At 40.5% G+C, this 26,565-nt stretch carries 22 protein-coding genes; 9 read left to right on the top strand and 13 right to left on the bottom strand.

What is annotated here, in order from left to right; genetic code table 11:
- Positions 1 to 8: 8 nt before the first annotated feature.
- The 10 genes from AC0VZ8_RS34120 to AC0VZ8_RS34075 form a co-directional block, all read right to left on the bottom strand.
- A complete protein-coding gene (locus tag AC0VZ8_RS34120) occupies positions 9 to 2,057 on the bottom strand; it encodes a hypothetical protein (protein ID WP_475487953.1) in 2,049 nt (682 codons plus the stop codon).
- Complete coding sequence (locus AC0VZ8_RS34115) at positions 2,050 to 3,951, bottom strand: pilus assembly protein CpaF (protein ID WP_475487952.1); 1,902 nt, start codon at positions 3,949 to 3,951, stop codon at positions 2,050 to 2,052. The genes AC0VZ8_RS34120 and AC0VZ8_RS34115 overlap by 8 nt, the downstream gene beginning before the upstream one ends.
- Positions 3,951 to 4,793: a hypothetical protein gene (locus AC0VZ8_RS34110; RefSeq protein ID WP_475487951.1), complete on the bottom strand. Its 843-nt coding sequence runs from the start codon at positions 4,791 to 4,793 to the stop codon at positions 3,951 to 3,953. The genes AC0VZ8_RS34115 and AC0VZ8_RS34110 overlap by 1 nt, the downstream gene beginning before the upstream one ends.
- A 2-nt stretch (positions 4,794 to 4,795) precedes the next feature.
- Complete coding sequence (locus AC0VZ8_RS34105; protein ID WP_475487950.1) at positions 4,796 to 5,476, bottom strand: hypothetical protein; 681 nt, start codon at positions 5,474 to 5,476, stop codon at positions 4,796 to 4,798.
- A 9-nt stretch (positions 5,477 to 5,485) separates the two neighbouring features.
- The gene (locus tag AC0VZ8_RS34100; RefSeq protein ID WP_475487949.1) at positions 5,486 to 6,475 is read right to left on the bottom strand and encodes an SAF domain-containing protein; all 990 of its coding nucleotides are present in this window, start codon (positions 6,473 to 6,475) and stop codon (positions 5,486 to 5,488) included.
- Positions 6,476 to 6,507: 32 nt separating this feature from the next.
- Positions 6,508 to 7,896, bottom strand: coding sequence for a hypothetical protein (locus tag AC0VZ8_RS34095; protein WP_475487948.1), 1,389 nt, complete (start codon positions 7,894 to 7,896; stop codon positions 6,508 to 6,510).
- A 71-nt stretch (positions 7,897 to 7,967) separates the two neighbouring features.
- The gene (locus AC0VZ8_RS34090; protein WP_475487947.1) at positions 7,968 to 8,876 is read right to left on the bottom strand and encodes a replication-relaxation family protein; all 909 of its coding nucleotides are present in this window, start codon (positions 8,874 to 8,876) and stop codon (positions 7,968 to 7,970) included.
- Between the two features lie 12 nt (positions 8,877 to 8,888).
- Positions 8,889 to 9,740 carry a 30S ribosomal protein S1 gene (locus tag AC0VZ8_RS34085; RefSeq protein WP_260068873.1) on the bottom strand — a complete coding sequence of 284 codons (852 nt, stop codon included), beginning with the start codon at positions 9,738 to 9,740 and terminating at the stop codon, positions 8,889 to 8,891.
- Entirely contained in the window at positions 9,737 to 10,219 is a 483-nt protein-coding gene (locus tag AC0VZ8_RS34080; RefSeq protein ID WP_260068872.1) for a hypothetical protein, read from the bottom strand. Before AC0VZ8_RS34080 ends, AC0VZ8_RS34085 begins: the two co-directional genes overlap by 4 nt.
- A 120-nt stretch (positions 10,220 to 10,339) precedes the next feature.
- A complete protein-coding gene (locus AC0VZ8_RS34075; protein ID WP_475487946.1) occupies positions 10,340 to 10,951 on the bottom strand; it encodes a hypothetical protein in 612 nt (203 codons plus the stop codon).
- Between the two features lie 262 nt (positions 10,952 to 11,213).
- On the opposite strand from AC0VZ8_RS34075, the gene AC0VZ8_RS34070 reads away from it, so the two are divergent.
- A complete protein-coding gene (locus AC0VZ8_RS34070; protein WP_475487945.1) occupies positions 11,214 to 11,522 on the top strand; it encodes a hypothetical protein in 309 nt (102 codons plus the stop codon).
- 15 nt (positions 11,523 to 11,537) lie between these two features.
- On the opposite strand, the gene AC0VZ8_RS34065 is transcribed toward AC0VZ8_RS34070, so the two are convergent.
- A complete protein-coding gene (locus AC0VZ8_RS34065; protein ID WP_475487944.1) occupies positions 11,538 to 14,000 on the bottom strand; it encodes a type IV secretory system conjugative DNA transfer family protein in 2,463 nt (820 codons plus the stop codon).
- A gap of 517 nt (positions 14,001 to 14,517) precedes the next feature.
- Between AC0VZ8_RS34065 and AC0VZ8_RS34060 the strand changes: the two genes are divergently transcribed.
- The gene (locus AC0VZ8_RS34060) at positions 14,518 to 15,318 is read left to right on the top strand and encodes a helix-turn-helix domain-containing protein (RefSeq protein WP_475487943.1); all 801 of its coding nucleotides are present in this window, start codon (positions 14,518 to 14,520) and stop codon (positions 15,316 to 15,318) included.
- A 165-nt stretch (positions 15,319 to 15,483) separates the two neighbouring features.
- Here the strand turns inward: AC0VZ8_RS34060 and AC0VZ8_RS34055 are convergent, their stop codons facing one another.
- Positions 15,484 to 16,815 carry an FtsZ/tubulin family protein gene (locus AC0VZ8_RS34055; protein ID WP_475487942.1) on the bottom strand — a complete coding sequence of 444 codons (1,332 nt, stop codon included), beginning with the start codon at positions 16,813 to 16,815 and terminating at the stop codon, positions 15,484 to 15,486.
- A 3-nt stretch (positions 16,816 to 16,818) separates the two neighbouring features.
- Positions 16,819 to 17,142 carry a hypothetical protein gene (locus tag AC0VZ8_RS34050; protein WP_475487941.1) on the bottom strand — a complete coding sequence of 108 codons (324 nt, stop codon included), beginning with the start codon at positions 17,140 to 17,142 and terminating at the stop codon, positions 16,819 to 16,821.
- A gap of 664 nt (positions 17,143 to 17,806) precedes the next feature.
- Between AC0VZ8_RS34050 and AC0VZ8_RS34045 the strand changes: the two genes are divergently transcribed.
- From AC0VZ8_RS34045 to AC0VZ8_RS34015, 7 genes are all read left to right on the top strand, one after another.
- Positions 17,807 to 18,799 (top strand): replication-relaxation family protein, encoded by a 993-nt coding sequence (locus tag AC0VZ8_RS34045; RefSeq protein WP_475487940.1) that lies wholly within the window; start codon positions 17,807 to 17,809, stop codon positions 18,797 to 18,799.
- Positions 18,800 to 18,913: 114 nt separating this feature from the next.
- Positions 18,914 to 19,300, top strand: a complete 387-nt coding sequence (locus AC0VZ8_RS34040; protein WP_475487939.1) for a hypothetical protein — start codon at positions 18,914 to 18,916, stop codon at positions 19,298 to 19,300.
- A 14-nt stretch (positions 19,301 to 19,314) separates the two neighbouring features.
- On the top strand, positions 19,315 to 20,472 hold the full coding sequence (locus tag AC0VZ8_RS34035) for a conjugal transfer protein (RefSeq protein WP_475487938.1): 1,158 nt from the start codon (positions 19,315 to 19,317) through the stop codon (positions 20,470 to 20,472).
- 19 nt (positions 20,473 to 20,491) lie between these two features.
- The gene (locus AC0VZ8_RS34030; protein WP_119851408.1) at positions 20,492 to 20,797 is read left to right on the top strand and encodes a hypothetical protein; all 306 of its coding nucleotides are present in this window, start codon (positions 20,492 to 20,494) and stop codon (positions 20,795 to 20,797) included.
- On the top strand, positions 20,797 to 21,201 hold the full coding sequence (locus AC0VZ8_RS34025) for a conjugal transfer protein (RefSeq protein WP_260068865.1): 405 nt from the start codon (positions 20,797 to 20,799) through the stop codon (positions 21,199 to 21,201). Before AC0VZ8_RS34030 ends, AC0VZ8_RS34025 begins: the two co-directional genes overlap by 1 nt.
- 35 nt (positions 21,202 to 21,236) lie before the next feature.
- A complete protein-coding gene (locus tag AC0VZ8_RS34020) occupies positions 21,237 to 23,882 on the top strand; it encodes an ATP-binding protein (protein ID WP_475487937.1) in 2,646 nt (881 codons plus the stop codon).
- Positions 23,857 to 26,559, top strand: coding sequence for a CD3337/EF1877 family mobilome membrane protein (locus AC0VZ8_RS34015; RefSeq protein WP_475487936.1), 2,703 nt, complete (start codon positions 23,857 to 23,859; stop codon positions 26,557 to 26,559). The genes AC0VZ8_RS34020 and AC0VZ8_RS34015 overlap by 26 nt, the downstream gene beginning before the upstream one ends.
- Positions 26,560 to 26,565 lie beyond the last annotated feature (6 nt).

Raw genomic sequence — 26,565 nt, 5'->3', positions numbered from 1 at the left:
TCTCCCCTTTAAGTAAAATTCATTAAATTACTCATCGTTTTGTCCATTTGCCCAATAGATACATAGAGCATTGGAAACAAAAGGTAAAGTAGAACACACATATAAAATGGTGTCCAGCCGCAGATCCGCCCCCATAACACTTTTTTACTAATGAGTCGATTCATGCGGTCCATTTTTTGCTCCCGATGAAACTCTTGCTCCAGTTCTAAATCATCGAAAGCTTGAATCAACGGTATTTTTTCTAGTGCCAGCTGCAGTCTGTTAATGATTCTTACAAAGGAAATGAATGGTGCATCCTCCTTGAGCTCTACTATCGCCCTCTCAGGACCACTGTCAAAATTAACGATGCATTTTCGTAGTGCCGGTCGAAAAATGATGCTGTATCTTTCCATCCATTCCAGGATTGTTTGCACATTCATACGTTCAAATTGACTCAGAATGGAAATCATTACATGAAATTGGTCAACTTCATTCTGGATCTCTAAAGTTCGCATCCTTCTTTGAAATTGCGTTATCCATAATGGGATGAAAAAACCTATACAACTCGTACCAATCGCAATGAGAAGCTCCCACCACTTAAAATATTGATTGTTGAGAACTTCCATTTTCTCCGTAATCCTGGTGACAGTTTTACTCAAAGCAGTATTTTCCGTTGGCGCATCCGGCAGCAACATTACCCTTTCCAAGACTGCATCTCTGGTTAAAGTATCAGCTCCTTTCAAGTCTCGAATTACTGCATTATCAAAGTCAGTAAGCTCTTGGGCCCTTAGCTTCTCATCTTCGGTCATGAAGCCCATCATGTGTGGTGTCTCTGTTGTTAAATTGGTTAGGATTTGATGGCTTGTATTCCAATGAAGGAAAATGGATAGAGCGATGACTCCGATAAAACAAGCCAAACTCACAACTATTCGTTGTATATAGAACCACTCAATAGTAAGTGGTGAGTTTGATTCTTTTAGCAAAAGTGTTATCTGATAGTGTTTTCTTGTCCTTTTCGATGGAACAATTCGATCAATGAACCAACGAGCACCTGGAAAATTGTAGACATGCTTCTCCCAATTCCTCCTGCTCCCCACTGCGGTATACCTGGCATCTTCGATTTCACCGATTTTACGAACTAATAAGTAGAAGATGATGCATGCAGAATAAAGAATAATCCGTAAAATATATCCGATATTCCCAGCGTAGAATTGTTTCATAATTGGGAAATAGGTTGTTGCCCAGGTTTCAATTGGAAAGGTGAACAAGATTGGCAATAAAGCGAATAAAGATAAGTTACTGAGCTTGTAGCTTAGCCGCCTTCGTCTCAGGACATCATCCCGGATCTCTCGAACCAACTTACTTAAGGCATTCAAGTACATGGAACCTTTTGATACGACCCGATCCCCATGCTCCATGACCAAATAAGAAACACCTGCAAAAAGTTTTAAGTACCGGTTTGGAGCTACCGCATAGAATGCCTCTAATTCTTTTTTAGGATCCTTGGATGTCAATATATCGTGGATCCGCTCAGCCTGAAGCTTCATATCGTGCGGTGATCGTTGAGCACCTTGATATATCGATTCATCTACCAATTTCAGCTCCTGGTAGTCATGCCGAACTTCTTCCAAATAGTTAACAAATTGTACGAGAAGTCGGTCTTCAACTCGCTTTACAAAAATACTAATAAGCAGTGTATTCAGTACAACGACGCCCATTATGGTGAACAGAACCATGACAAAGCTTTTACTAAAAATCGCCATAGTTGTAATAACTACAAGGGAAATGGCAAGGACCCTTAAAGTGATTCGCATGGTTTCTTTTCGAAGTGTCAGCTCGTCGTAAGGATTAATGGTCGAAAGCCGAAACCGCACACGCCTAATCAGTTTGCTGAGAAAAGGGAGCTTTGAAAACTCAACATATGATTTTTGATAAAATACCATCAGTCGTTTGTTAGTTATCTTTCTGGCCCCACTGTATCCTACAGGCTTCGCTTTTCGCTGGGAGACAAAATAGGTAGCTCCTGAAATAAACAGCGCGATGAGACATATGATTAATAGAATTTGGGTGTTAATCATAGCTCACATTCCCCCAGTATTTTTTTAAAAACATCCGGAAATTATCTGCATCTTTTGGGGGCATGATGGACAGCATTTGATGAACCTTTTCCTTTGATAAGGGTTCACAAGCAATGTATTTACCGTCTCGGTACTCAACAATGTTTCGATCCTTCCAAACACGGCCTGTCTTACGTAAGATCTCTTCCTTTTTTATAGCTATAAGGGCATCCATTTTGGATTCGAGACCGTTTCCCGATTCGATTTTCTCGAGCGCCGAGTCATCATGCTCTTGATAGATGCACTCCGTGATACGCTCGATGTATCGGCGACCGGTACTATTTCTTTCCACATGGACATCAAGCTCAATGACTTTGGCTACCTGTTCTTCTGCTGCTTTTTGATCTGTGGCGGCTTGCGTATTGATCAATGCATTTCTCAAGGACCACATAAGATCTCGAAATGTTTTGGCATGATGGGTAAAGATCGTGAATAAACTCGCGACTTGACCCATTTTTATCATCCAAGCAGCCACTGGATCAGTAGCTACCTCACCCAGCAAATTGACGGTGCCATCTGTTTTCTTTTGAAAATCAAGTCCTTGTTGGCCGGTAATATAGTCTGTTTCCCGAAAAGCGATCGTATTTCGCTGCGGGTACAATTTCCGAAGGTTGAGCTCGAAGGCCAGTTCCTGGATTCGCAAGTTATACGTTGCCGGTATATACTTAACCGCGGCCATCATAAGAGACGTTTTACCGGCACCTTGGGGCCCCGTAATGGCTGTTATTCGTGCACCTTTCATGAAAAACTTGATAAGTTCTCTCGGGAGTTCAGCATTTTCAGCGGATTCATCCGAGATCAGCTTTTCAAGGGACATGTTCGGAAGGTCAAATTTCCGAACCCAGAACGCCCAGCTTTCGGAAAAAGGTGGACGGGCCACAACAACCCGTGAACCATCCTTCAATTCGTTTACTTTGAAACCTGTCTGTTCATTCATCTGGCTCGGATTGTCATATTTGTAGATGTTGTTGACGATTCGCTTTAATTCGAGCTCTGAGCCAAAGCTAAGAAAGGATAAGTGAATTGATTTTCCTTTATAGAAGATCCAGACACTTTCGTATCCGTGATGCTTGATCTTTTTCATGGAGTTCATCAGATCCACTTCGTCATCGAGTAGCTGCATCGAGCTAGGTACACCAGATACCCCGCCGGACACGCCGTCGATTTTCTGGTTTAGAATGTCATCGATCACTCCATAACCCTTGTACTGCGAGTAAATCCGTTGCACCACAACGCTCAACCGGTCGTGAAAATCGAGTTTGTGTTTGGCGGCCTCCATTTTATATACCTTATTGATTTCTTCGCTTGTAATGATGTAGGACTCGGTGGATCCATCTTCGATCACAGATTTTAAATCATCCAGATGATACTGGGTAATCAACTGCTCTAGCCCCTTAAATCCGTATTTCTTCTTGTACAAATGTAGAAGAATATCAAACTTGTCTTGATCACTAAGGCTATCAGGATCATGAAAAGGAATGATCCAGTTCACGTTGTCTTCATCAATGCCGTACTTGCGTTCTAACAGATCATAAATGTACTGTTTGAGGTATACCTTCTCTTGGATATCCCCCGTATTTGCATTCTTCAAGGCTTTTTCCAATTCAACTACCAAGGCTTTTCGACGGCTATATTCTTCTTCAGATAGTGCCAAATCTAATAAATTGGTATTGATAAAATCGCTTATCGTCCGTTTCACGAAACCGAGAATCTCTTCGATCTCGTATCGTTCCCTGTCCAATTCTTCTTTCTTGGAAAAATGCTGGACCGGTTTACGCCGAAGCTTGAAAATCAAAAACAAAATAAGGCCGATTAGAATGAGGACGATAATCAAGAAATTTAAAGTCGTCCCCATTAAGACACTCCTCTCTCAATATTTTTGATTTTGGTATTGATTCCAACTTCTGTCAGAATGAACTCAGCTGCCCTTCGGACCTCCTGCATGAAATGAAAATTCTCGTGGTTTTTGGCTATAAAGCAATTCTTCGTAAAGAATCCTTTTACGTCTCCATCGTTGTAATGATCCTTGAAGTTGGTATTATAGGGAACCGTAAGAATGGGAGCTTTGTAGCGATATTTATTGGCAATGTTCTTGATCTTATATTTTGACTCAACATCATACTGACCGACCAACAAGACATGTGGCTTTGTGTGTAATTCTTCCGGCCAGGAGTCTTTGCTCTCAAAGTATTTCTCCAGCACATTAATGTTCTGGTTAACACATACAACAATCAGATCCGAATTTTGAAGCATGGATTGTCCCACATTACTATTGGATCCACTATGCAGATCCAAAAGCAAAACGTCGTAGTAGGCGCGTGCACTTTCATAAATGATGCTAAGGACATCCGTCGATGCTTCAAACTGTTCTCGATTAAGTTTTCCACTATTCTTCAGAAAGTCGAGACGATCCCGTTCGATGAAAAGAGAGTTGTTTTTAATGGAATCATTCTGCAACTTCCCTGCCCGAACAGCTCGTTCCAAAGAGTCAATGCCGGTACCTGTAAAATCGAAAAACTCAGGATTCGACTGCTGTAAAGCTCTTCGAAATGCTCGTTCCAAGGTGGCATCGGACCATTGTGGCTGAGAACAAAGGGTTCGAATTTGATATTCCAAACCAATCAAAGCTGCAATTGCTGCGGTATTACTCGTAACGCCCAGGCCGTGTTGGTAGCCCCAAAATGCAATTTGCCCCATAGCTATTTGCTCCTTTCAGCTTGCTTCCATAAATTCAGGGTTTCCTTGGCACTCAGCTCAAGAATGTGGGATACTACAGTCTTAATGACGTCTTTGTACGGTCCGGACAACCCTTTCAGTTTTACCTTACTAGAGAATTGATTATTAATTTTCCGGGTTAAATCACGCTCATCCGGATAATACGTCAAGGTATCCCCCCAATGAATAGGGTGCTTATCTAAGAGATCATTGAGATAAGTTTCATTTTGAGTACCGTGGACTTCAAAAATGATTTTGCTAAAAGGGTACAGCTCGGAAGCCGGCTTTTCTTGAAAATAGGATTGTATGAGCTTTTCATTCTTCCGCATCACTGGATTCTCAAAAGAGGAAACGAGATAATACAGATCAGCTGCCGGCCAATTTCTTAAGGCCTCTTCATTTTCCGCATCAATCAGTACGATGTCATATTCGTCGTTCTTAAGTATTGCATCGAGATCACTGTGGCAAGATAAACCCTCTGCAATATCAAAATGGTCATACTCCTGCAACAGCGAGACCATCTCGACTTTTGGATAGGCAAAGTCATATCGTCTGGTTAATGTGCAGTCAGCGATTAGTACTTTCTTCTCCTGCGATATCAGTTTGGCAATGTAAAACATTAAATCAGTCTTATCATAATCACCAATAAAGAGAATCTGCTTCATAACTGCCTCCTACTCCGTGACCGTATTATCCGTTACAGTGACACCTTCATTGTTATCCGTGAAAACTGCTTCTGAGTTTGGATTCACGGGTTGCTGCTGATCAAGTAACGAATTTCCGGTGTTTGCCGACCTTTCTTCCGCTTTTTCAAACTCTTTCTTGGTTCCATTCAAACCGTTGATATAATCCTGTCTTTGTTTTTCGGTCATGGATTGCAAATCGCTTTCAAGCTTCTGGCGATATCTGCGCTCAAGTTCCATTTTTGCAACCTCAATAATATTGGGGTCGGACTCAATAAGATCCAGCACTTTCTCGTTTGCAGGATAAGTAACGTAAGCCCCGTTTTGCATATATGGATCAACATAGCTGAGAGCATATATCGAAGCATCGTTGATATATGCATCCACAATGGCACTGGACATGGTAAGGATCTCCTTTTCATTCATCTCATACCAGACAGTTCCATTGGCCAAGTCCTTAACTTTTTTCTTGGACAAAACGATGTAATCTTGCCCCGTCGGGAACTTCACACGGACATCAACAAATTCTTCCTTTTTCAGTTTGCTCGGCAGCTCGATAAGGCCAAATTCTTGGTTTCTTAAATCGTGCGGTGTTATCCCATCTTCATAAAGCATTGATTCAGTTATAGGTGTATTTTTCTTCAGATTGATCTTGGTGTATTTGCCAACAATATCGTTTGTACTCAAGACATTGTCCGGTACCGCTCTCTTCGGAATATTAATGGTTTCCAAATCAGATTCATGTAAAATATCGCCTGCCTGGTAATCGTTAGAGGCAACCTGAACGGCTACAGTTTCTTCCTCCAATTGCTTCTGTGCATAATCACGTTGTTGTTCAATAACAATCCTTTCACTTTCATTCCGGTTTTCAATGTGTTTAAAATAGAAAAACCCGAAAATAATACAGATTAACAATACCGCAGCTCCGCCGATTGAGGCCGCTAACAGTAACTGTTTTTGGCGAAATCTTATCCTTGACATGTTTCTTCTCCCTTCTGATCTCAAGCCCACCGTTATTCATCCTGGAAGAACGACTGCATCTTTTTCTTAAGAACTGATAACCGTTGATGCTGATGCAGCTTTAACATATCTTCCAGGATCGAATTTACAACCTTGTCCTTTCGATAAGGATCCGGATGAAAAGGTAAGGCATGAATTTTCCGCTTTGGCAGTTTTTTCCTTATATCTTCAATCGTCTGCTTTGTGGCCAAAGAAACACACAATTTCCATCTGCTTTGATCCAGGTGTATCTGTTCCTCAAAGAATGTGATAATATCTTTTTGCTTCCACTCACTTCCTGACCCAATGACGATGGATATATTAGCTCGTAAGAATTCCTCGTAGCAGTAACTTTTTTGATAGGCGCCCATATCGAGAATGATGAAAGCATAATTCCCAGGGTGGTATTGATAAAGCTTTAGGTCCGTGACATTCTTGACATATCTTACTCCGTCTATTGTAAATGTTGGATTCTTGAGTATTGTTGGATTTTCAATACCTTCATAGGCAGCTTCAATTTCCACAAAATCATTTGAATCATTTGCCTCTATTAGGAGAACAGGATAATTTTCATTCGCTAAATAGTTTGCAATCATAACAGAGGTATGCGTGCATCCTACGCCAGGCTTCACGCCGATTACAGCGATGACTGCCGTTCCAACAAATCTATCTTTTTTGCGTTTATTGCCATTACGCAATATGGGTGCAAAATCGATATCATCTGTTCGAATTACATCTGTGTTTTTTTTCTTCTGACTCTCAATGATCAACCGTTTCTTTTCTTCAATTTTCCCGAAGAGCTTAGAGCTAGTCTCGGAGATTTGTCTCCCTATTCCCCTAGCCTTTTCCCCAATCAAAAATGCCGGTTGATTATCCTGATCAAATTCATCTGCTCCTATATTCTTCTCTTCGTTATTAGGAGCGGGTGTTTTCTCTACTTCTTCAGGTGACTCAAACAAGTCATTTATTTCACTTTCCGGATTGTAATCAACGTCCTGGTTTACCACCGTCATCTGTTCCGGAACAGGGACTGGGAATTTATGTCCTAATGCCTCTAAGAGCCGGAGCTCCACGATACCTGGCTCTAGGTCCATATAATTCAAACAGGTGACACCTTCATCGTGCAGGTTAGAAATTAACTCATCATCCTCACGATGATAAACCAACATAATTGATGAACCTGGTCGATCAGAGCGTACCTTTTTAATCAGACGTATAAATGCTTCATCTGACCTTATTACGTTTTCCATAAAAATAACTACATTCGCTTCGATGGATTCCCACTGAGGTATAAAGAAGTCTAAAGAATCGATTGTCCTTACTATTTTTCCGACTTCACTTAGCTCATCAGTAAGCCATTCTGCTTCATCCCGATCTGGGGTAGCTAAGAATATGCGATTCATTTCAACCCCCTACTTAAGTACGTATATTAATTAATCAATTTATTAATATACAAGTATTGAAGAAGGAAATTTCATCCAAGATTGTAGTATTGCTTTCCTTCATCTTTAAAAAAGAAGAAGCTGGTTTTAAGGTCCTTCTCAGTATCATATAAATCCTTATCGGTAATAAACCAGACCAAATTATTAATGCCTTCTTGTAGCAGTAGCTTTTGTGCTAATTCTGCTTTTTCGTCTGAGGATAACAACAGGACTAAAACTCCCCCATCTTCTCCTCCACTGATATAACTTTTATAGAACTGCGCCTGGTACCTAAGTGTTTTTAGCCACTTCTCATCGTCTCGATGAACCACCAAATAGAATATTATTTTCTTACCAGCCGGTGTTTGAAGTATGTAACGAGCCATTGGTATTTGCTGGTCATCTTCTAATTTCAATATCGGGTGGAATTCAAAATGAATCATATTGAAGTTTTCACGAAGTTGGATGTACAGCTCGTTTGTTACGATGTACTTCATTCGATACAGCATCGTAGTGGGACGAGCTGCACGCGGATCTTTGCTTCCTAAGGCTATTCCGTACCTATACTTTAAGATATCTGCACCACTAGCTCCGAGTTCGTAAAAACTTTGTCGATTTTCGGTAGGGCTTGAGTAGGTTTTCCACTGAATACGTCTAATCAGCCCATACTTGAGTAATTTCCGAACTCTCTTTTTCACCGTTTCGTCTCGATCTGCTTCTCTAAAGAAAATCTGTTGTAGTTGTATCAATGTTATCCAACGGTGAACGAATAAAAATTTGACGATTTCAATATCCCTGTCTGTAATCCAACCATTTTTTATTTTTTCTTCGATGTAGTAAAACTCATGTCTTGTTAACTGATCCATCCCGGTGATATACGCATATGGATCATCCCATACAGGTTTAGGTTGGAGTGCCATCTCTCCCGTTGTATTTATCAACGGAGACACTTGAAATTCCATAACACACTCCCCTTAATAAATTTCATGAGGAAACTTACAGATTCTTGCTTTTATCCGCCTTCTCTCAGCATCGATGCTCTTTATCTTAACACTTACATGTTTTCCGATTAATTGTCCATGTGATGGTAACCTCTTCGGAAACCATGAAAGCACTTCAATGCCAGGAGCGATTTTTACAAAAATCCCAACATTTTCGACTACCCCTGTTATCTCACCAGCATAAAAATTATCGACTCCAAAATTTTCTCGAACACGATTCCATGGATCCTCTAATAATTCTTTTCGAGATACTTTTACTTGTTGATTCTCTCGATCGATCTTTGTAATTTTCACAGTGAGAGATGTTCCCAATGGAACTAGGTTTTTCGCGGAGAATGTCCAATCATATTCGTAATCCTGTATTGCAAGTACACATGATACCCCTTTAACCAAAATATATAATCGACTCTCTTCCCAACCCGATACTGTACCCGTAACAACATGGCCCTCTTCTGCAGTCTCCCAGAATTCTTCCTGCAATTCTTCAATTGCTTGAACACGTGAAAGCAAGACAATTCCCTTTTCTTCATCGAACACCTGATATTGATTAGGGTCCAATCCCATCTTTTGAACATCCAATACCATAAAATCAATTCGATGATCAATAAAGCCGACTAGTGAACGAAATTTATGCTTATCAAACTGATCTTCGAAGATCAATCCCTTAAGACCGTTATTTAATCGAACAAGTGCACATTCCATTTTTTTACCATGCGGTTCATGAACCTCGACTCCACTTACCGTGCCCTGGTGAATTTGTTTACGTCGAAGAGAAGTACGATACTCTTGCATAGGATTGGACGATAGTGCTTGAAAAGTAGTCATGCTGATTCCTCCTTAACTTTTAAATAAAGTGTACAATTACGATCCGTCAAAAATCGGAATCCTATTAACTCCACTTCTCGACGTTTTCTGTCTATAACATGGATTGCTCTTCGTTTAAACATTTGATTAAAAAGTCCCTCCTCAAGTTCAGAAGACCAAACTACTTTATACAGTCCGCCTTTGGGTAGATGTCCAGATAAATCAATACTGATTTGAATTGAGAAGTTGCTTGTTCTGATATTGCTAACCTCTGCTTTCACTCCTAATTCCTGAGCTGCTACCCTTACCATCGGGTTTTTATTAGACCATTCCTCCAATAGTTGAGGATTTATCATATTAACCGTTTTAACAAATGCGTAGACTGGGACTGATTCATTCATCATTAGACAATTGTTATAGAACGATTCTATTTTCTCCACGTTACAATGAGGATGGGTTAGAACAAATTCCAATTCTTTAATAAGATGCTCATCAAACAATCTAAAACTCCTTTCTATAAGTTCTCCTTTCTATAAGTTCTCCTTTCTACACACTCATATTAATTAATTATTTAATATATATATTAATATACAACTATTAATCAAAAAAATGAAGGACTATTATTTCACCCTCTTTAGATGGCTACCTTTCTCTTTAAATAACCGTTTTTCGGATTTTTTCACAAGTTGAATTTCTAACTGGGGAAATCCATATCGGTCTGAATTTTGTACCACATCATACTGCAGCCCATCGTACAAAATAAACGAGTCTCCGTCGAAGGATTCACCTTGCTGGATTTGTTCTAAAACATATTCAATAATTTCTCTTGAATAAGGTATTTCTGCTGTAATAGTAATTTCCGGTAGATTATATAATTGCTGAATTCCTCTGGTTAATAATTTATAGGGTTCATCAGTCACGGGATTATTGATTGTAATGATTTTTATTTCATCATTTGATGGGAAAACGATTTTTGCAAGCTTCTCTTCTGGGTAAATCTCAAATTGTATTATGTAACCATTGAACTTCCAGATCTGATTGATATCAAAATCAAGCGAGAACATTTTATCCAATATTGAATGAAATAACACCTCGTAATTACTTTTTACATTATCTAAATAAATATCAGGATAACCATAATGGTGCAGTCCATGAGTCCGAACATATATAATATTTCCTGCTAAATCGGTCGTAGCAACAGGTCTGATTGAAGGGTCAAAAAAATGATACATAATATCACCTACTCCTCCCCAATAAGTTTCATCTTAAGTAATTATAATATCAACCTTCAGTTCCACAAAATATTTTCAAGAACCCCTGTATTTATTTATTTGAGTTGGGTACAATGTACTAGATAGTTAATCTATTTGTACTGTAATAACATTGGTTTTGAGGAAATATACACCCTTTGAATACGCTAATAGATATATGTTATTTACTTATATTGTGTGTTAATATATATAATAGTAACTTGAAAGGCTCGGTGAAATAATAATGACCTTTTCCTTTGATTTATCGTCACAGTTAAAGCCTTATTTAGAAACGATGATTTCCAACTTACCCAACGCTCCAAAATTAGTTATGCAATCATTGTCAAAAAAGGATTACAACAAAGAAGATTTATCGCTTGAAAGCAGAGTCCGTCGCGGAGAACTAAACTATGCTTTAATTTGGATTGAAGCGCTTGGTTTTGTACAGTATAATGCTAGTGGTCGTCAGAAACTTTATAGTCTTACACCATTGGGTATCAAGGTATATGAAGAATTCAACGAATTGTTTCACACTCTAAACGAAGAGCAATAAAGAGTAGCAGACGGATTACTCCGTCTCGCTACTTTTTTTTTCATTGCGGGATATTTGAGCATCATTTTTGATTTGCTGCGCTAGTTTTAATGCCTTGTCGTCTATGCTTGCCGGTCTAAAAGTTACTCCTCGTGGTGATACTATACTCCCGCCCTCTTCCCCATTTGATGTATTTTCAACAGGATTACTACTATTGTTTACTGGATCCTGTTCATCCCATAGAGGGCTTCGAACTGTTGTAGGCTCATTAATTTCTGTTTGGGTCTCAAGTTCACAAATATTTGAATGAAGTTCTTTGCGATGTTGAGCTCTCTTCTTAATTTTTTCCAATTTATTATTATTATCCTCGGTTTCTATATCGTCCACTTCCCCCTCCCTTTTTTGATTTTCCACCTTTATAGTTTCGTGATCATCTTCAACCTCTTCAATAATTTCATCTTCGCCCCTAACCTCGAGTGGAGTGAACAATACTTTCGGAAGTGGGTAGATTAATCCAATGACAGGGTCTAATCTGACATTATTATGTACTCCCCTAAAGAGACATTCCGCCGGATCCCCGGTTTCCGGATTATAACCCTTTAGGCTAAGAATTTCTTTTGGCATAACCGTAAACCTTTTCTCTTCTTTGATTTGGGTTTTAAACCCTGTTGTAGACATTTCATCTGTTCCACTACTCTGGCCAATCTTATATTCTTCTCCTATCATCTCTGAATAGTATTTTGCATCATTTGGATCGAGACCAGCCATTATAAACTTCTGGACAGCATTCTGTTTTACCATTGCGCCTAGCCGCTTACTTACATCATCGAGTTGTTCATTACCCTGATGGATTACATTTACAAATACTTCAAACTCCCTCGCCATTTCCATGAACGTTGAGAACTCTTCATCCGCAAACATTTCAACTTCATCAATAGTCAATTGATGTGGCCGGACATTGCCATCCATATTTCTTCTGAACGTACTCGCACGCATAAGATTTAGAAATAAACGCCCTGCAGTATATGTTAGAGTTTGAAGTGTACCGTACGCTCCATTGAAAAGGATGATCTCTCCATTCTTCATTGCTTCATCTATGCTGAAAGTTGACTTTCCACAGAACATCTTTTGAATATATTTGTTCGACGTCAATTCAGAAAGATAATCATACAAGTTTGAATACGTCTGCATGGCATGCTCTTGCATTTTTGGAGAACCAGCCATGTTACGCGTATATTCTCTAAGCAATGCAACTTGGCCCTCTTTACCAAGCAGTGTTATTTCGTGAAGGACCTCTACTCTAAAATCATCATTGATGGGTTGAATCAATCTGTCTAGTTCATTGTATGTTACTTCATTACCGTAAACTAACTTTAAAGCTTTAACCCCGACACGAAAGAGCTGTGTGGCGCGGCTTTTAAAGTAAATTTGTGCATCTGGACCTAGATAAGCATGAAACGCTGCAACATTTCGCTCGATCATGGGTTCAATATCTTCACTCTCTGGGACAAAAAACGGATTAAGACAATCTGAATTAACAACTAATGGATCCAATCTATAATATTTTCTTCCGATACGATCCAAAAAATTAGCCATTCGTTTTATCAAACTACCTTTCGGATCTATAACTGTGCTTCCGATGTAATCATTTAATAGATCCTGTGTAATTAAGTTGGTTGCAAATAAGGTTTTACCGGCACCCGTCCCGGCAATTATTTGCCCGTGTTGTGCCCTGTCGGAACGGTTTAGCTTCATGAGCTGACTTTGCCTTTCTTTCGTTGGACGAGTATAAAAGAGTTCTAACTCACATTGCTCCGAATAGTATCTGAGATGACTTAAGCAGCCAGGTGTATTTAAATCAATACTGTCTAGCTCTTTAATTTCTTCCCAAGAAAATTTATTTTCCGGTTTCTCCTCTCCCCCCTCCATCTCATAATGACTATTGTTAGGAGTTTTCTTGTGCTCCTTTCGAGGTTTACTTTCTTCAGCTGCAGCAGACAGTTTACTAAATATTGTAGAACTGACTCTAATACGCAATGTGTAATATAAAGTAATAAAAATCGTTAAAACAAATAATACAAGAGCAATCAAAAGGCCTATTTCTCTATCCATATAAGCAAGTATCAATTGACCGATTGCAAGAATGCTTAGTGCATTAAGAAATGTCTGAACAAGAGGTTTAGCATACTGATTTTGATATAGAGCCGGACACGAATATATCGAGTGACCCAAAAAACATGCTAATATGATCGGAATTGCTCTAAATACTACTGGATCGTCTACTCCGTAAATTACATCTTGGTATTTACCAACCAACCATAAAAAAATACATAATAGCAGGATTAATAATGAAAATGCTTGGATGTTCCAGATAGCGTTCTTGTTTGCGGGGTCTAATGTAAACCTCCGGATTCCAATATAAATATTCTTGAAAATAAAAGCCATCATATGCCCTATTGCTGAGAATATTCCGCCGATTACCATTCCTATATACTTCAATATGACACCACCTTGATTCATGTATATTATTTAATTAATATATTACAATAAATAAACCATAAATCTACCATACATTTCTACAATTCTTTTAAGTTGAATGGGAATTATCGGAAAGCTATTAGTCTCCTTGTACTAATGTAGCTCTCTCCCTTACGCTGGGATATCTCCTACCATGATGTAGACCCTCTCCCACTGTCCAAAACACCCCTCCAATTGTGTGAGAGAGCCCCTCCATGTCTGTATATATGCTTTTATACTTTAAATTGTAGAAGTATTATTAGTATATGGATACATCTCTTAATAAATAGGTATACATATCCTATTTCTTATGAATACATCTCCAATAGTATTAATATATACGTCTCCCTATGTATTGGAGACATATACGTGTGACCATCATGGTCTTCCCGATTCTATGGGAGTCGTATATAATTCTAGTAAGAGAAGCATATTGTAGCGCATAGATACATCTCTCAATAAATTTGGAGAGGGTCTCCAATAAGAAGGGAGGGTTATTGTGAACGAAAATGTCTTTGAAAAAGCCTACACAATCAAGGAATTCAGCGATGCTACCGGAGTCCCCCAAAACACTCTCCGGAATTGGGAAGAGAAGCTTGGGGATGCCTTTATGGTTCCCAGAGATCCGCATGACAACCGTTTTTACACTGACAGACACCTAGAATTAGTGCGGTTAATTCAAAAGTGGCGGGACTCTGAATACGAATTAAGCTTCACCCAGATAAAGCAGATGCTTCTCCATATGAATGCAGCTGGCTCTACCACCGGTATGTTTATGCCTCCAAGTGGGGGGGAAGAGGGTTCCAATTCACTTGTATCTGTCTCCCAGTCGAACTCCCAATCCTTACAACTACAAGAAGTTCAGCAACTTGTAGTAGACATGGAAGCACGAATGCAACAATTTTTTGGACATCTTGATCAAGTCTTAGTGAAACACGCTGAGACAACACAAGAATTCATACGAAACGAAATCGAAACACTAAAAAATAGCCAGGCTAGTCGTGATGAAAGTTTAATTCAACAAATCGAATCAAAATTTCATGAAAAAATCCAAGAAGAACATAAAGAAATTGTTTCTAATGTAAATTCAATGAAAGACGAGTTTAAATCCCAGGTAGAAACTACAACAGCAAATAGCAAACAACAGTTAGAGGAGCTTATGGCAACCACCCAGAGCCAGCTCCAACAGCAGTTGGAGGAGAATATGAAGAAATGGGCAGTAATCTCCCGAGAAGATCTAGAGAACTCAAATAGAAAAAAGAGGAAAGGCTTCCTTGGATTATTCGGACGTGGAGATTAGAAGAACCAGAAAAGCGCTGCGTAACGCAGCGCTTTTTTTATGACCAAAAATCACGTAACGACGGCCTTTTTTTAGAGCAGAGGGCACTCGTTGAAAATTAACGACGCGTTACGCGTCGTTAATTTGAGGATAAAAGAAACCCCTCTCAATGAGAGGGGAGGGGGATCAGAGCATAAAATCATCATCGTCTTTTGCATTGGATTTGCTGTCGGTATCTCCAAAGAGATCAAACTCACTATTTACTGGTTCCTTAGTCGTTGCTACCTCGTTTTTAGCAATTGTTTTGAATGCTGAAAGATCTAAGACAGTCTTATTCTTGCGTTCACTCTTCTTCAATTCTAATTCTTGCTCTTCTCGGTCAATCTCTTCTAGCATCTTGGCGATCCGGTCAGGCAGGGCGGAGCATACGACACCTGTATAAAGAATGGCTTTGTTTCGCTCGCCCTCATTATGTTTCCCACGGCTTGTAATTGTTCCCCAATTACTATTTTCAATTAAGCCAGAATGGGGTTTCTCAGCATTAGCAATGAAGCGACCGAACCGTTCTTCTAATGTTCTGAATTCAGAATCCGAAATAATCGGGTTCTTGTGTTTAGGATGAATAACAGCAACGAAACCATTAACAGCATCTAATTCATAATCAAAGTCATTTGCTGTTGGGGATTCTCTAAAACTCTTTTCGATTAGCGAAGTTAAGCTATTCACTTCAAGAGAGTCATCTTCGTATATATAGCATTTTCCTGATGAATAGTAGCCTGGAGTACTTAATACATCAAGCAGTTCATCCTCGTCAAAGGTCTTGCTTGAAGGGAGAGAAGTCAAGAAAGCCACTTCGGTTAATAAAGATGCGAGAGTACTATTACCGTAATCTGTCCATTCCAACCTAGTCTCTGTATCACTAAAAATACCCTCAGTCATTGTAAATAGCTTCTCGTTATCCACGATTGTCACGGATCCACATGCATTTCTCTTAATCAATTCATCAATGTGTGACAATCCCCAGCGAGCATTCTTTTTAATTCCTCGTTTTTCCCATGATCCCGGTACTGACACAATAGCACCAAACGATGGTTTACCATTAAAGGGTTTTCGTACTCTACTCAAGTTACTTAGAATGATAGGGGCTGCGGCATTTCCCGTACCTCCGCCCATGCCTGCAATAACAAATACAAAATCCGCATCAACCACATCAGAATTACTGAGTAGTGATAACACCTTATCTCGGTTATCCTTAATTGCTGCCTGTCCACGCTCAATATCCTTAACCGCCCCATTGTAGCCATCCAACTTAATGATATTCTGAATGATTTTAAGGTCAGAGAGGTCAGATTCAGAGGTGTTTAGAGCATATACATCGTGCCCTAGACGAGCAAGCTCATCCCCTTGACGGCCACCAAACTGTCCGCATGAAATAAAGCAAAACTTTAGCTTTTTCTTATTCCCATCATCCCGGCGCATAAACCCCTCAAGTGTAATAAAACCAAGATTCATTTCCATAACCTAATCCTCCTTGTTTGGGTTGAGTTTACTATTACGCAAGTACACTGCTAACTGCTTGCCTCTGATTTCGTCTGGAATGTACTTCTTTTGCCGGCGATCGAGTGGGGAGGGGTCTACATTTACAAACCCATTCGTCTCTAAAAGAAGAAGAGCTTTTTCAACGAGATACCGATCCCCAATTTTGCTTACAAGATGTGTCCAGGTAATTCCTCCATCAGATCTGTGATTCCATATCTCAGCAAAAACACTTGTCATTTCTCGTGGAATCCTTCCTGCGATAAACTCCAAAACTTCCGTGGGATATTGAAGGTCTTGATCATTCAATTTCAATCACCCCTTTCACGCAACGTAACGATGCGTTATTCCACTCAAACAATCCAGATCAGCGTTAAATAAGGATTAATTAACGTTGCGTTACGGTGCACTAATTAGTTGTCAGTAAAGATTATTCACGTTGCTTTACGCGTCGTTAATTATGTAATTCGTTATTGAAGGTCTTGTTTCCTGCATATTATCAAGTTTTATATAACCTAAAATCGCGGAGTTAACGATGCGTTACGCTACGTTATTATTATTTAGCAGGATATTGTTTCCTGTCAAGTTTATAGGGAGTTATTTTTCTTTCTGAAGACCCTCACTTGAAAGATTGATATTATCGAATGGGTTCAATTACTATATTGTTGACGAGTGGCAATTAGTCTAGAAGGGGGGCACAAGAGAATGACCTTTTTTTATATTTGATTGATTCATTCATCGTAATTATGATGGTTCGTTCATCGATCCTTTTATCAAGTTACAAGTTGTTCATCCATTGATTCTTTTATCTATACTTCCACCACACTCTTCATTTAACGCTAAAACATCTGTATTTTTGCTGCATTTTCATGTAGAGTGCATGTTTATTGTTCCTAGTAATCCCCGACTAATACCCTAAAAAGGGTAAATTCAACCCAAGCCCATTCATGGGTTCCGAAGGAGATGAGGTATAATGGCTGACCAAGGGAAATTTGATCGTACTGATCAAGCAGAAGAGGGAGGTAGAAGACGCAAAAGAGGAGCGAGCGATTATTCTATAGGCGAAGCAATTGACCTCTTGAATGAAAGAGAGTGGCGTTTATTGGTAGACCTCTACAAATGTAGATGTATACCACAATCAGTCGTCGTCACAACATACTTTTTGGACTCGCCAGACTTGTACTATGAAGAGTATGAAAGTGTAGATAACCCTGCCAAGGCAGCCTTCGAGGAAAAGAATAGAAAGAGAGCTGTTCTAAAAGCACGTCGAACATTCAAGCGATTAAAAGATCGTGGTTTGGTTGAAGGAACATCAATCATCCCAGATGCTGTAGATTTACCAGTGGCCCGAAGAGGAAGGGTAACTGGGGAGACTTGGTACTATCTCTCGCAGAGGGGATTACGAGTTGTCGAAAAAAGATTAGAAATACCTGATGATTCAAAATTATCTAAAGTTGAAGTGGATATGGAACGGGCGAAGAAAGAGCACTACTGGGAACTCGGCAAAATATATCTCGATTTGAGATATCGTTGGATGGTAAGTTTCAATGATCTAAAGCAGTTCATTGATTGGGATTGGTATCCATCTGAAAGTGTATGGGGAGACAATGGGGTGATAGAGGTGCGTCCGGATGCTATTTTGCGAATAGGGGAACAGTTGTTTTGTATCGAGTTAGACCGCTCGACAGAACCAATTCAGAGATCTCCATTCCATACTGAACAGGTATCCATACAAAAAAAACTAGAGAGATATAGGGATGTTATAAAAGCTTCGACAAATACTATTATTCGGAATTCCATTATTGCATTTGTAATTCCAGATGCAGTCTATAAAACAAGACTACTTAATATTGGAAAAGCTGCTGATAAAGTTTTTGGTATAAACCATCGCGTACTAATAGGTCGAAATATTGAAGATATTTTAATAGCATACTCAGACCTTGCAGGAACATCCAACAATGAGTAGAGGGGGAGACCTTTACATTTTAGAGAAAATCCCGCTCCAATTGTTGTATATTAATTAATATACTTGTGTGTTATTATATTGATTAATTAATATATAAGTATCGGAGGTGATTGTTTGAGCAAAAACAAAAAGGTGGTCTTGGTAAGTGTTGGTGTTCTATTACTCTTGATTGCTTCAGTAATTCTATTCCGGAGCCCCACCAAAGAAACCATACCGGCGCCAACTTCTCAAGAAGTACATACAGAAGTTAGTGATCCTGTTGGATCAACAACTCACTCAGGCGAATACCAAGAATCCCATGAGAGAGTGGCTAAGGTAATTGATGATGCGAAACATGCCATTTCAGAGCGAGCACCAGGCTGGTGGGACAAAATTGAATCATGGTGGGGGTGGTTCCTAGGATTTAAGACAGAGCATGCCATTATCCTAGCACTTGTCGCGTTCTTCTTAATTGGAATCGTCTTTAATCCAAAGAATCGTGATCAATCCCGACATCGATAGGAGGTGAAACAAAATTGGGACTGTTTACGAAGAAGAAAAAGAAAGATGAAGTGAATGATTCTTCACCAACGAAAGAATCCGAAGGACAAGCACCTGAAAAGAAGAAAACCGATAAGTCGATTAAGGAACGAGCACCAAAATCTAGAACCGGTTTAAAGCTGCTCAGAACATGCGTCTGGGTTTTCATGTGCTTCATAATTTTTAAAGGCTGCATGTCGTTTGTCCAAGGGACTCGAGTAATTAACCAAACCGTTATAAACGGGAATACGGCTCCGATCATCGAAGAAAAGGTAAAAGGTTTCGCAGCGGACTTTGCAGCTGAATACTTCACCTGGAACACAGGCAACTTCTCTGAACGATCAACACGATTATCCGGATTCATATCGGGTATAGATTCCGATGCTGGTATTAAGGCGCTCGACATCAAGGGCTCGAGTCGAGTTCTTTCAACTGAGGTCTTTGATACAAAAAAACTAAGCGATAACCAAGTTGAGGTTACGGTGATGGTCCGAAGAGAAGTTGAACCTCTTATGGACCAAACCACATCGCAGCCTCCACACTCGAAAGATGATTCTACTCAAGAGGACGCGATCATACCATTGCCGGAAAATGAGAAATCAATTAAGAAGATTTACATGGTAGTTCCTGTAACACTGGTTGAAGAAGGTATGGTAATCCGATCATATCCGCGGTTTGTCTCCGAGATGCCCAAGGCGGAATCCGTCGAAGCGGCATCGAACGGTCCTTCAATCTCTGATACTAGCACCATTGCTTTAGCAAAAGAACTAACCAGCAGCTTTCTTAATGCGTGGTATGAGGGAAACATTAGTCAGCTTCGATATTTTTACTCTAATGCAGACGATGCTCCCAAATCCCTAAATAAATCCGCCTTTGACTTTGATCGTGTCGAGAGTTTAAACATGTATCGAAATGAATCACAAAGCGGAGTAATGAAAATTCTGGCAACAGTCATAGTGAAAAGTGATATTGGAGAATCATTCACCAATGCATGGTCTTTCGAAGTAATTGAAAAAGATGGGCGCCTCTACATGCTTGATACTGCTCAAGAGGAAGACATTATCGGAACTGAAAATCAAGAACTGACGTCCGATCCGCAGCAGACAACGGATGAGGAAATCCCAGACCAACCCGCTTCCAATAATCAAGAATAACGAAGGGATGCTTTGATAAATGAGAAAATTAAATAAGGATCTGGTGATCCGCACCACATTGCTCTCGATTGCATTAATGTTAATGGCCACGCCGGCATTTGCTAGTGGTCCTGGACAAAAATTGGGGACTTGGCTCACATCAAATATTGGTGCAGTGATACCAGGAATCCTAATCACAATTGGTGCTTATCACATGATAAAGCGAGATTGGATGAAGCTCGTCAGTTTCATGGGAATCGCACTTATTGTGGCAGTACTGATGAACTGGGAAGACGTCAAAAAATTATCAAAATATTTCTTTGATGCAATCTTCGGAGGCATTTAATGAGCGAAAAGCAATCTGAATCTCCTCGGGTGACCGTATCGAACTACTCGAAGATATGGACATGGGATTGGGTTATATATGCTTTTGAAGGTAAGAAGTTACCCGTTCCGGCGAACGTAAGAGCGATCGGCACATTCTTCGCTTGTTTAGTGTTTTGGTTTATCGTAGGAAAAATCTTATTTTTTATCCCACCGGCTTACACATATGCTGTTTTACCGTTCGTCTCAGCGTGGCTGATTATGAAGCAGAAGCTTGATGGAAAGGCTCCACACAAATGGCTGCTATCTATGATTTTCCATTGGATTAGACCGAAACACCTTCGGAGATACAAATCGATCCAGCACAATAAACGATATTCCTATGGCAGTAAAGTGGTGTATCGCACTCAAAGGGAGCGCGGGTAATCCGCGCTCCTTTTGTTAATAAGGAGGGTAGGACATTGAGCGTCGAAGCTACAAAAAAAGCGAACAAAATCAACATCGAGTTTCCTATCGCTTACTTTGAAGGGAACCTAATATTTAACCATAACAAGCAGGTCTGGGCCATTTATGAGCTAGATCCCTTCGTATATGACCATCAAAGTGACCAACAAAAAATAGACCGTTTGATAGCACAAACATCATTTTTAAGCATGTTAACGGATCAATTCCATATACTCTGGCTTCCTAAAGCCCATGATATTGCGAAACATCATGAACGCCTCAGGCAACGAAACTCCGGGCCACTTAAAAAATGGGGAAACCGGTATGTAACCGGACTGGAAGAGTATTTGAGCGAAGCCTATGATACCTCTGAAGGATCCAACAACGCAGAGTATCGTCCATATATCATTGTCTACATCCCCAAAAACGATGATAAGGACCTAGTAGAGCAAATTGAGACTGCGTATACCGAAGTAAAAAAATTGTTTCTTCATCCTAAACGCTTTTTCGAACATATCTCCGGTCTTAATGAACCAGAGATCTTTGAACATGAATTTCAAGCTTATATGGTAAAAGAGAGGCAAATATATGATAGGATTTCACGACGAGTAAAAGTAAAACGAGGCACTCCCGCTACTTCAGAATGGTTAATTAAACGCAATTTCTGGTGGGGAATATCCGATCCTGTATTACGTTCGACAAAAGAAAAACCCTGGTCACCAAAGAAAAGGAAAGGGAAGCGGGGTGGGCTCGATACGTTTTTGTATGATTCTAGGCAGATCATTACCTTAACGGAAGCCGAAATTGACTGTGGCACGCATCCCCGCCGACTACAAATTAGCCAGCCGCATAATGGAGAGGACCAATCTGTCTACCATACGTACCTAACCGTTTCTGAACTACCAGATAATATGGACATGCCTGGAAGTGAATGGCTCTACAGTGCCGCCACGCTCCCATTTCCAGTTCAAATGAGCATCAAAGTAGAAGTTTTGGAAGCGCCAGAGGCAATCAAGAAGCTCCTTAAGAAAAAGACTGATATCGATAACCAGGTAAAGAATGTACAGGAGGCTGGAGCTGCAGTTCCGATTGAACTCGCAGAAAAGCAAGAGAAGGCCCTGTACCTCGAAGATGAGTATAAAAAACGGAAAAACCCTACATTCATCACACATGTTACATTCGGTCTTTTCCATACCGATGTCAATTTGCTTAAGAGCAATGCAAAAATATTGCAGGATCATTTTCGAGATTTCGGTAACATTCACGTCGAAATGCCTGCTGGGGATCAATGGCTGCTCTTCAATGATTTTATCCCTGGATCACCTCGCTATGTCTCCGATTATATTCAACGAATTCCTCCAGAAACTCTGGCTTCAGGAATGTTTGGAGCGACTCAGCAGCTGGGAGACAACATCGGAGTTTATATCGGTACGACGGGAACATTACAACAGCCTGTTTATGTCGATCTTCGGCATGCAAGCCAAATTAACCGCTCACCTTCCTTCACCATCAGTGGGACATTGGGTGGCGGTAAATCGGTTTTGCTTAATCTGTTAGGTTATATCAATGCGACCTGTGGGGGAAAAACTTTGATCTTTGACCCCAAAGGCGAGCGATCCCATTGGCCAGAAATGCTCCCAGAACTAAGGGGGCAGATCCAGGTAGCTACCTTATCCGCTTCTCATGAAGACCAGGGGAAACTCGATCCTTTCGTGATGTTGCACAACATCGAAGACGCCAAAGAGGCAGCGATGGACATCCTATCCTATCTAGCCTCTGTGAAAAGTGACCGGGTTGAATATAGTTATATTTCCCAAGCTGTGACAAGAGTAGCATCTGAACCAAATCCGTATCTAAAAAAATGTATTGATGTTCTTCGTGAAATGGGAGAGACTAGACAGCCTGCAGCTGTTGTTGCCGAAGTTCTCGATAGTTTCAGTGACTTGTCATTTGCGAAGTTACTCTTTGGCAATGGAGAGCAAAAAACCATTAACTTGGACTATGCAATGAATATCTTACAGGTCCAAAATCTTAAGATGCCTCCAGTCGAAAAGCCTCCAGAGAACTATTCACTGGTTGAGAAAATGTCCGTCGCTACTATGTATTCTATCGGCCGTTTCATGGATACCTTTATTTATTTTGATCGTTCGGTTTTCACGTTAGCCGAAATGGATGAAGCTTGGGCGATCCTACGGACTCAAATCGGAAAAGAAATGGCAGATCGAGTCATCCGTACAGGCCGTTCCCTAAATGGGGGGCTGGGAATTGCAACACAGAATCCTACCGATGTAGCCGGAGATCTTGCAGGGAACATTGGAATGAAGTTTGCCTTCCGTGACTCCGATACAACAAAGATTAAAAATACACTCTCCTATTACGGACTGGAACACACCCAAGAAAATATTGACCTTATTAAAAATCTTGATATTGGTCAATGTCTCATGCAAGACATCTACGGCCGCATAGGCGTACTTACAGTCGATGTTGTGTTTCAACGACTATTTGACTGTTTTGATACTCGTCCGCCAGAGGAAGAGAGTTCTGATCAAGAAGAAGAAAGTGAGTTCTCGATTCTGGAGAAGTTCCAAGAACATTACGAGCAGTTTTCTGCAGCGGGTGATGTAGGAGGGGAGCTTGATGAAGAAGATCCAGACGAAGATTAGTCGACTCAAAATTAAGAAACCTCTTGTACTGCTTGGTATAGTCGTCTGTTTTCTATTGATTCTTGTTCTTCCTACCGTAGTAGAAGCGTCATCCATTGATGAAATGGTTCCTTCCGACAACAATAATGAAGCTATTTACAACAAGTATGGGGCCACAAATTATTCATTTCAGACGCTTCTACCTGAGCGATCCTTTTGGCAAATCGGCCAGAAAGCATCGGACGGAATTGTAAGAGTCTATGATCATATTCTAAGCTTCTTCTTTCTCGTCCTTGTTCAGATCACGCGACTATTTACGTTTTTAGCTCATCAAGCATTTACGTTTTCTTTCATGGATCAGCTGATTGATGCCATCGAAAACATTATTCAAAACATAACCGGTGTAAATAACGGTTTATTAGGAAACGGTTTATGGGGAAGTCTGTTCGGAATTTTTGCGTCCATTACGGTCCTATATATTTTGTTTAATATGATTCGTGGTCGGTATATGGACGGTTACCAATCCGCTGTTGGGTTTATAATGGCTGTCGTTATTTGCCTTGGGTTCTTTTCAAATGCCGGCACGATTATCAAATCCTTTAACAGTATTGGAAACGAAATGGGAGGATTGGTATATTCGCTCCTTGCCAAAGCAACGGGACTCAATATGGACCCCAATGCTGGCGTTGGTATAATCTCCGAACAAGTATGGAATGAGCTGGTTGTCCGACCATATAGCATGCTTCAGTTTGATGATTCGGAGCTTCGAAAAAAAGACCCTCAGATGCTTGATGAGGTGCTCGCTACAGCGCCTTTTTCGGAGGAACGTGAAGCAGTTTTGCAGAAAGCGCAAAGTAAGTACCCAGCAATTGGTCGTGAGAGACCTTATGAACAAATGCTTATCCTTGTCTGTTACTATGTATTTTCAATATTTACGCTAGGGTTATTCACCTTCTGGGCAATTCTTTCTGTTTTCTATCGTGTAAAACTACTGATTCATGCCGGCGTAATGGCCGTAACATTACTTGTCACTCTTCTTCCGGGTCGAGAAGCGGGATTCAACTCCATGAAGCAGCAGTTTATCAAGTTAATCGGTCTTTGTGTTATGACCACCTTTGTGATGTTCTTCCTTAGTTTATCCCTTGTATTTGGACATCAATCCTATGATGTAGTCTATCAAGCGGGAGCCGGCTGGTTTACTGCAATGATAGTAGAAGCTATCGTAGTTGTCGTGGTGTTCAAATATCGTAACGAGATTGGGGATGTCTTTAGTAAAGCCGCAGGTCATATTCCGATGCCAGCTCGCGCCAAATCTACAGTTGTTGACGCATTGCAGCGTAATGTAACAAGAACCTTGTACAGTAATGCAACGGGTAAAATTAGCAGTATGTTCAATCGCAAGGAACATGAAGGGGTTCCTAGTACATTTAAGCCGGCTGCACTCAGTACTGCTGATAATAACATCAATGATGCTACCACTGCGAGCATGGTCCTCCGATACCAGAGGGAGAAGAAGGCTGCCGAGCAGCTATCTAACGATACTGGAGGCCAGCCTCAATACTCGCCATTCGTGCAAAAAGTAAATGAAAACCTACAAAATGGAAGCAAAAATCCATTTCGTGGCCTGGACAAGGAATGGAAGGAAGAGAAGACTCGGTTATCATCTGTCAAAGCTGATGGCGGGGATATGCGAAATGCAATCCTTATGCAGGGCGTGAATGAAGACATGAATGACCAAGAGGTTGCAGCAACCTTGTATTCAAATGAAAATGCGATCCGAGAGGCAAGTACTTTCATGGTTAACCGCCCTAAACAAGCTGTGAACCAAATGAATAGAGCAAAAACACTTAATCGAAACCGAAAGCTGGAGACCGCGGTGGACGATTTTGTCATGGTCCAACTTTTCCAGCGTTACAAAACCGAGTACAAACAAGCCGTAGATACTTCTATCGAGACTGGCGAGCCGGTGCGTCATACAGATTTTGTTAAGAACATGGATGATGGATTCAAGAAAGCAGGCCTTAATACGACCAATAAAGTGAATACCACTATGCTGTCCAGGAAAGGCCGAATTTCAGTCGCTACACATTTTCAATCCATCCCTGAATATGGAACTCAAAAAGAGAAGCTGCTGAAAGCGAACGAGTCGTTCAGAAAGATTGCTGTGCAAAATGGTGGGATCCCAGAAACACCTAAGTTTCAGCCTCATCCATTACAGAATCCCGCAACCATTATAAAGAGCATGCCCCCGCTTCCTTCAGCTCAAATCAGAACTGGAGAAAAGATGGATTATGCTACGCAGATTAAGCTTCCTACTTCAATCACGGCTACACCTGTGACCGAACCAAAGTTGACCGTAAACAACGTGAAGTTCAGCAACCCGGATCTCAAGAACAAAATTGAAACTTCACGAGCAAACCTCAAAAACAACATAACAACGGAAGACTTACAAGACATGCGATTAGAAATCGACACCAACGCAAAAACAGCAGTCGTTATGAACCTAAGAAACAAGGTCTCTGGTGAAGTATCAGGTGGACTCGATGATATGCAAGCCTCCCTTGAAATCATGAAAAAGGCTCGCGGTCAATTAAACCGTGCGGAAGTGACGACAGCGAACCGGAGTATGGAAAAGTCAGTAGCCAATAAAGCCCAGAGCGGTAGAAAGCAGACCAGGGCTTATAGACAGCTTGACTAATTGGGG

Source organism: Paenibacillus sp. QJM3NY_38, assembly GCF_056173265.1.
The sequence above is the reverse complement of the archived record's forward strand: the minus strand, read 5'-3'. Positions and strand labels throughout refer to the sequence as shown.

What these genes read in the sequence shown, in the direction of transcription:
- AC0VZ8_RS34120 (WP_475487953.1), bottom strand. Translation starts at nt 2,057, where the DNA reads ATGATTAACACCCAAATTCTATTAATCATATGTCTCATCGCGCTGTTT.
- AC0VZ8_RS34115 (WP_475487952.1), bottom strand. Translation starts at nt 3,951, where the DNA reads ATGGGGACGACTTTAAATTTCTTGATTATCGTCCTCATTCTAATCGGC.
- AC0VZ8_RS34110 (WP_475487951.1), bottom strand. Translation starts at nt 4,793, where the DNA reads ATGGGGCAAATTGCATTTTGGGGCTACCAACACGGCCTGGGCGTTACG.
- AC0VZ8_RS34105 (WP_475487950.1), bottom strand. Translation starts at nt 5,476, where the DNA reads ATGAAGCAGATTCTCTTTATTGGTGATTATGATAAGACTGATTTAATG.
- AC0VZ8_RS34100 (WP_475487949.1), bottom strand. Translation starts at nt 6,475, where the DNA reads ATGTCAAGGATAAGATTTCGCCAAAAACAGTTACTGTTAGCGGCCTCA.
- AC0VZ8_RS34095 (WP_475487948.1), bottom strand. Translation starts at nt 7,896, where the DNA reads ATGAATCGCATATTCTTAGCTACCCCAGATCGGGATGAAGCAGAATGG.
- AC0VZ8_RS34090 (WP_475487947.1), bottom strand. Translation starts at nt 8,876, where the DNA reads ATGGAATTTCAAGTGTCTCCGTTGATAAATACAACGGGAGAGATGGCA.
- AC0VZ8_RS34085 (WP_260068873.1), bottom strand. Translation starts at nt 9,740, where the DNA reads ATGACTACTTTTCAAGCACTATCGTCCAATCCTATGCAAGAGTATCGT.
- AC0VZ8_RS34075 (WP_475487946.1), bottom strand. Translation starts at nt 10,951, where the DNA reads ATGTATCATTTTTTTGACCCTTCAATCAGACCTGTTGCTACGACCGAT.
- AC0VZ8_RS34070 (WP_475487945.1), top strand. Translation starts at nt 11,214, where the DNA reads ATGACCTTTTCCTTTGATTTATCGTCACAGTTAAAGCCTTATTTAGAA.
- AC0VZ8_RS34055 (WP_475487942.1), bottom strand. Translation starts at nt 16,815, where the DNA reads ATGGAAATGAATCTTGGTTTTATTACACTTGAGGGGTTTATGCGCCGG.
- AC0VZ8_RS34045 (WP_475487940.1), top strand. Translation starts at nt 17,807, where the DNA reads ATGGCTGACCAAGGGAAATTTGATCGTACTGATCAAGCAGAAGAGGGA.
- AC0VZ8_RS34030 (WP_119851408.1), top strand. Translation starts at nt 20,492, where the DNA reads ATGAGAAAATTAAATAAGGATCTGGTGATCCGCACCACATTGCTCTCG.
- AC0VZ8_RS34025 (WP_260068865.1), top strand. Translation starts at nt 20,797, where the DNA reads ATGAGCGAAAAGCAATCTGAATCTCCTCGGGTGACCGTATCGAACTAC.
- AC0VZ8_RS34015 (WP_475487936.1), top strand. Translation starts at nt 23,857, where the DNA reads ATGAAGAAGATCCAGACGAAGATTAGTCGACTCAAAATTAAGAAACCT.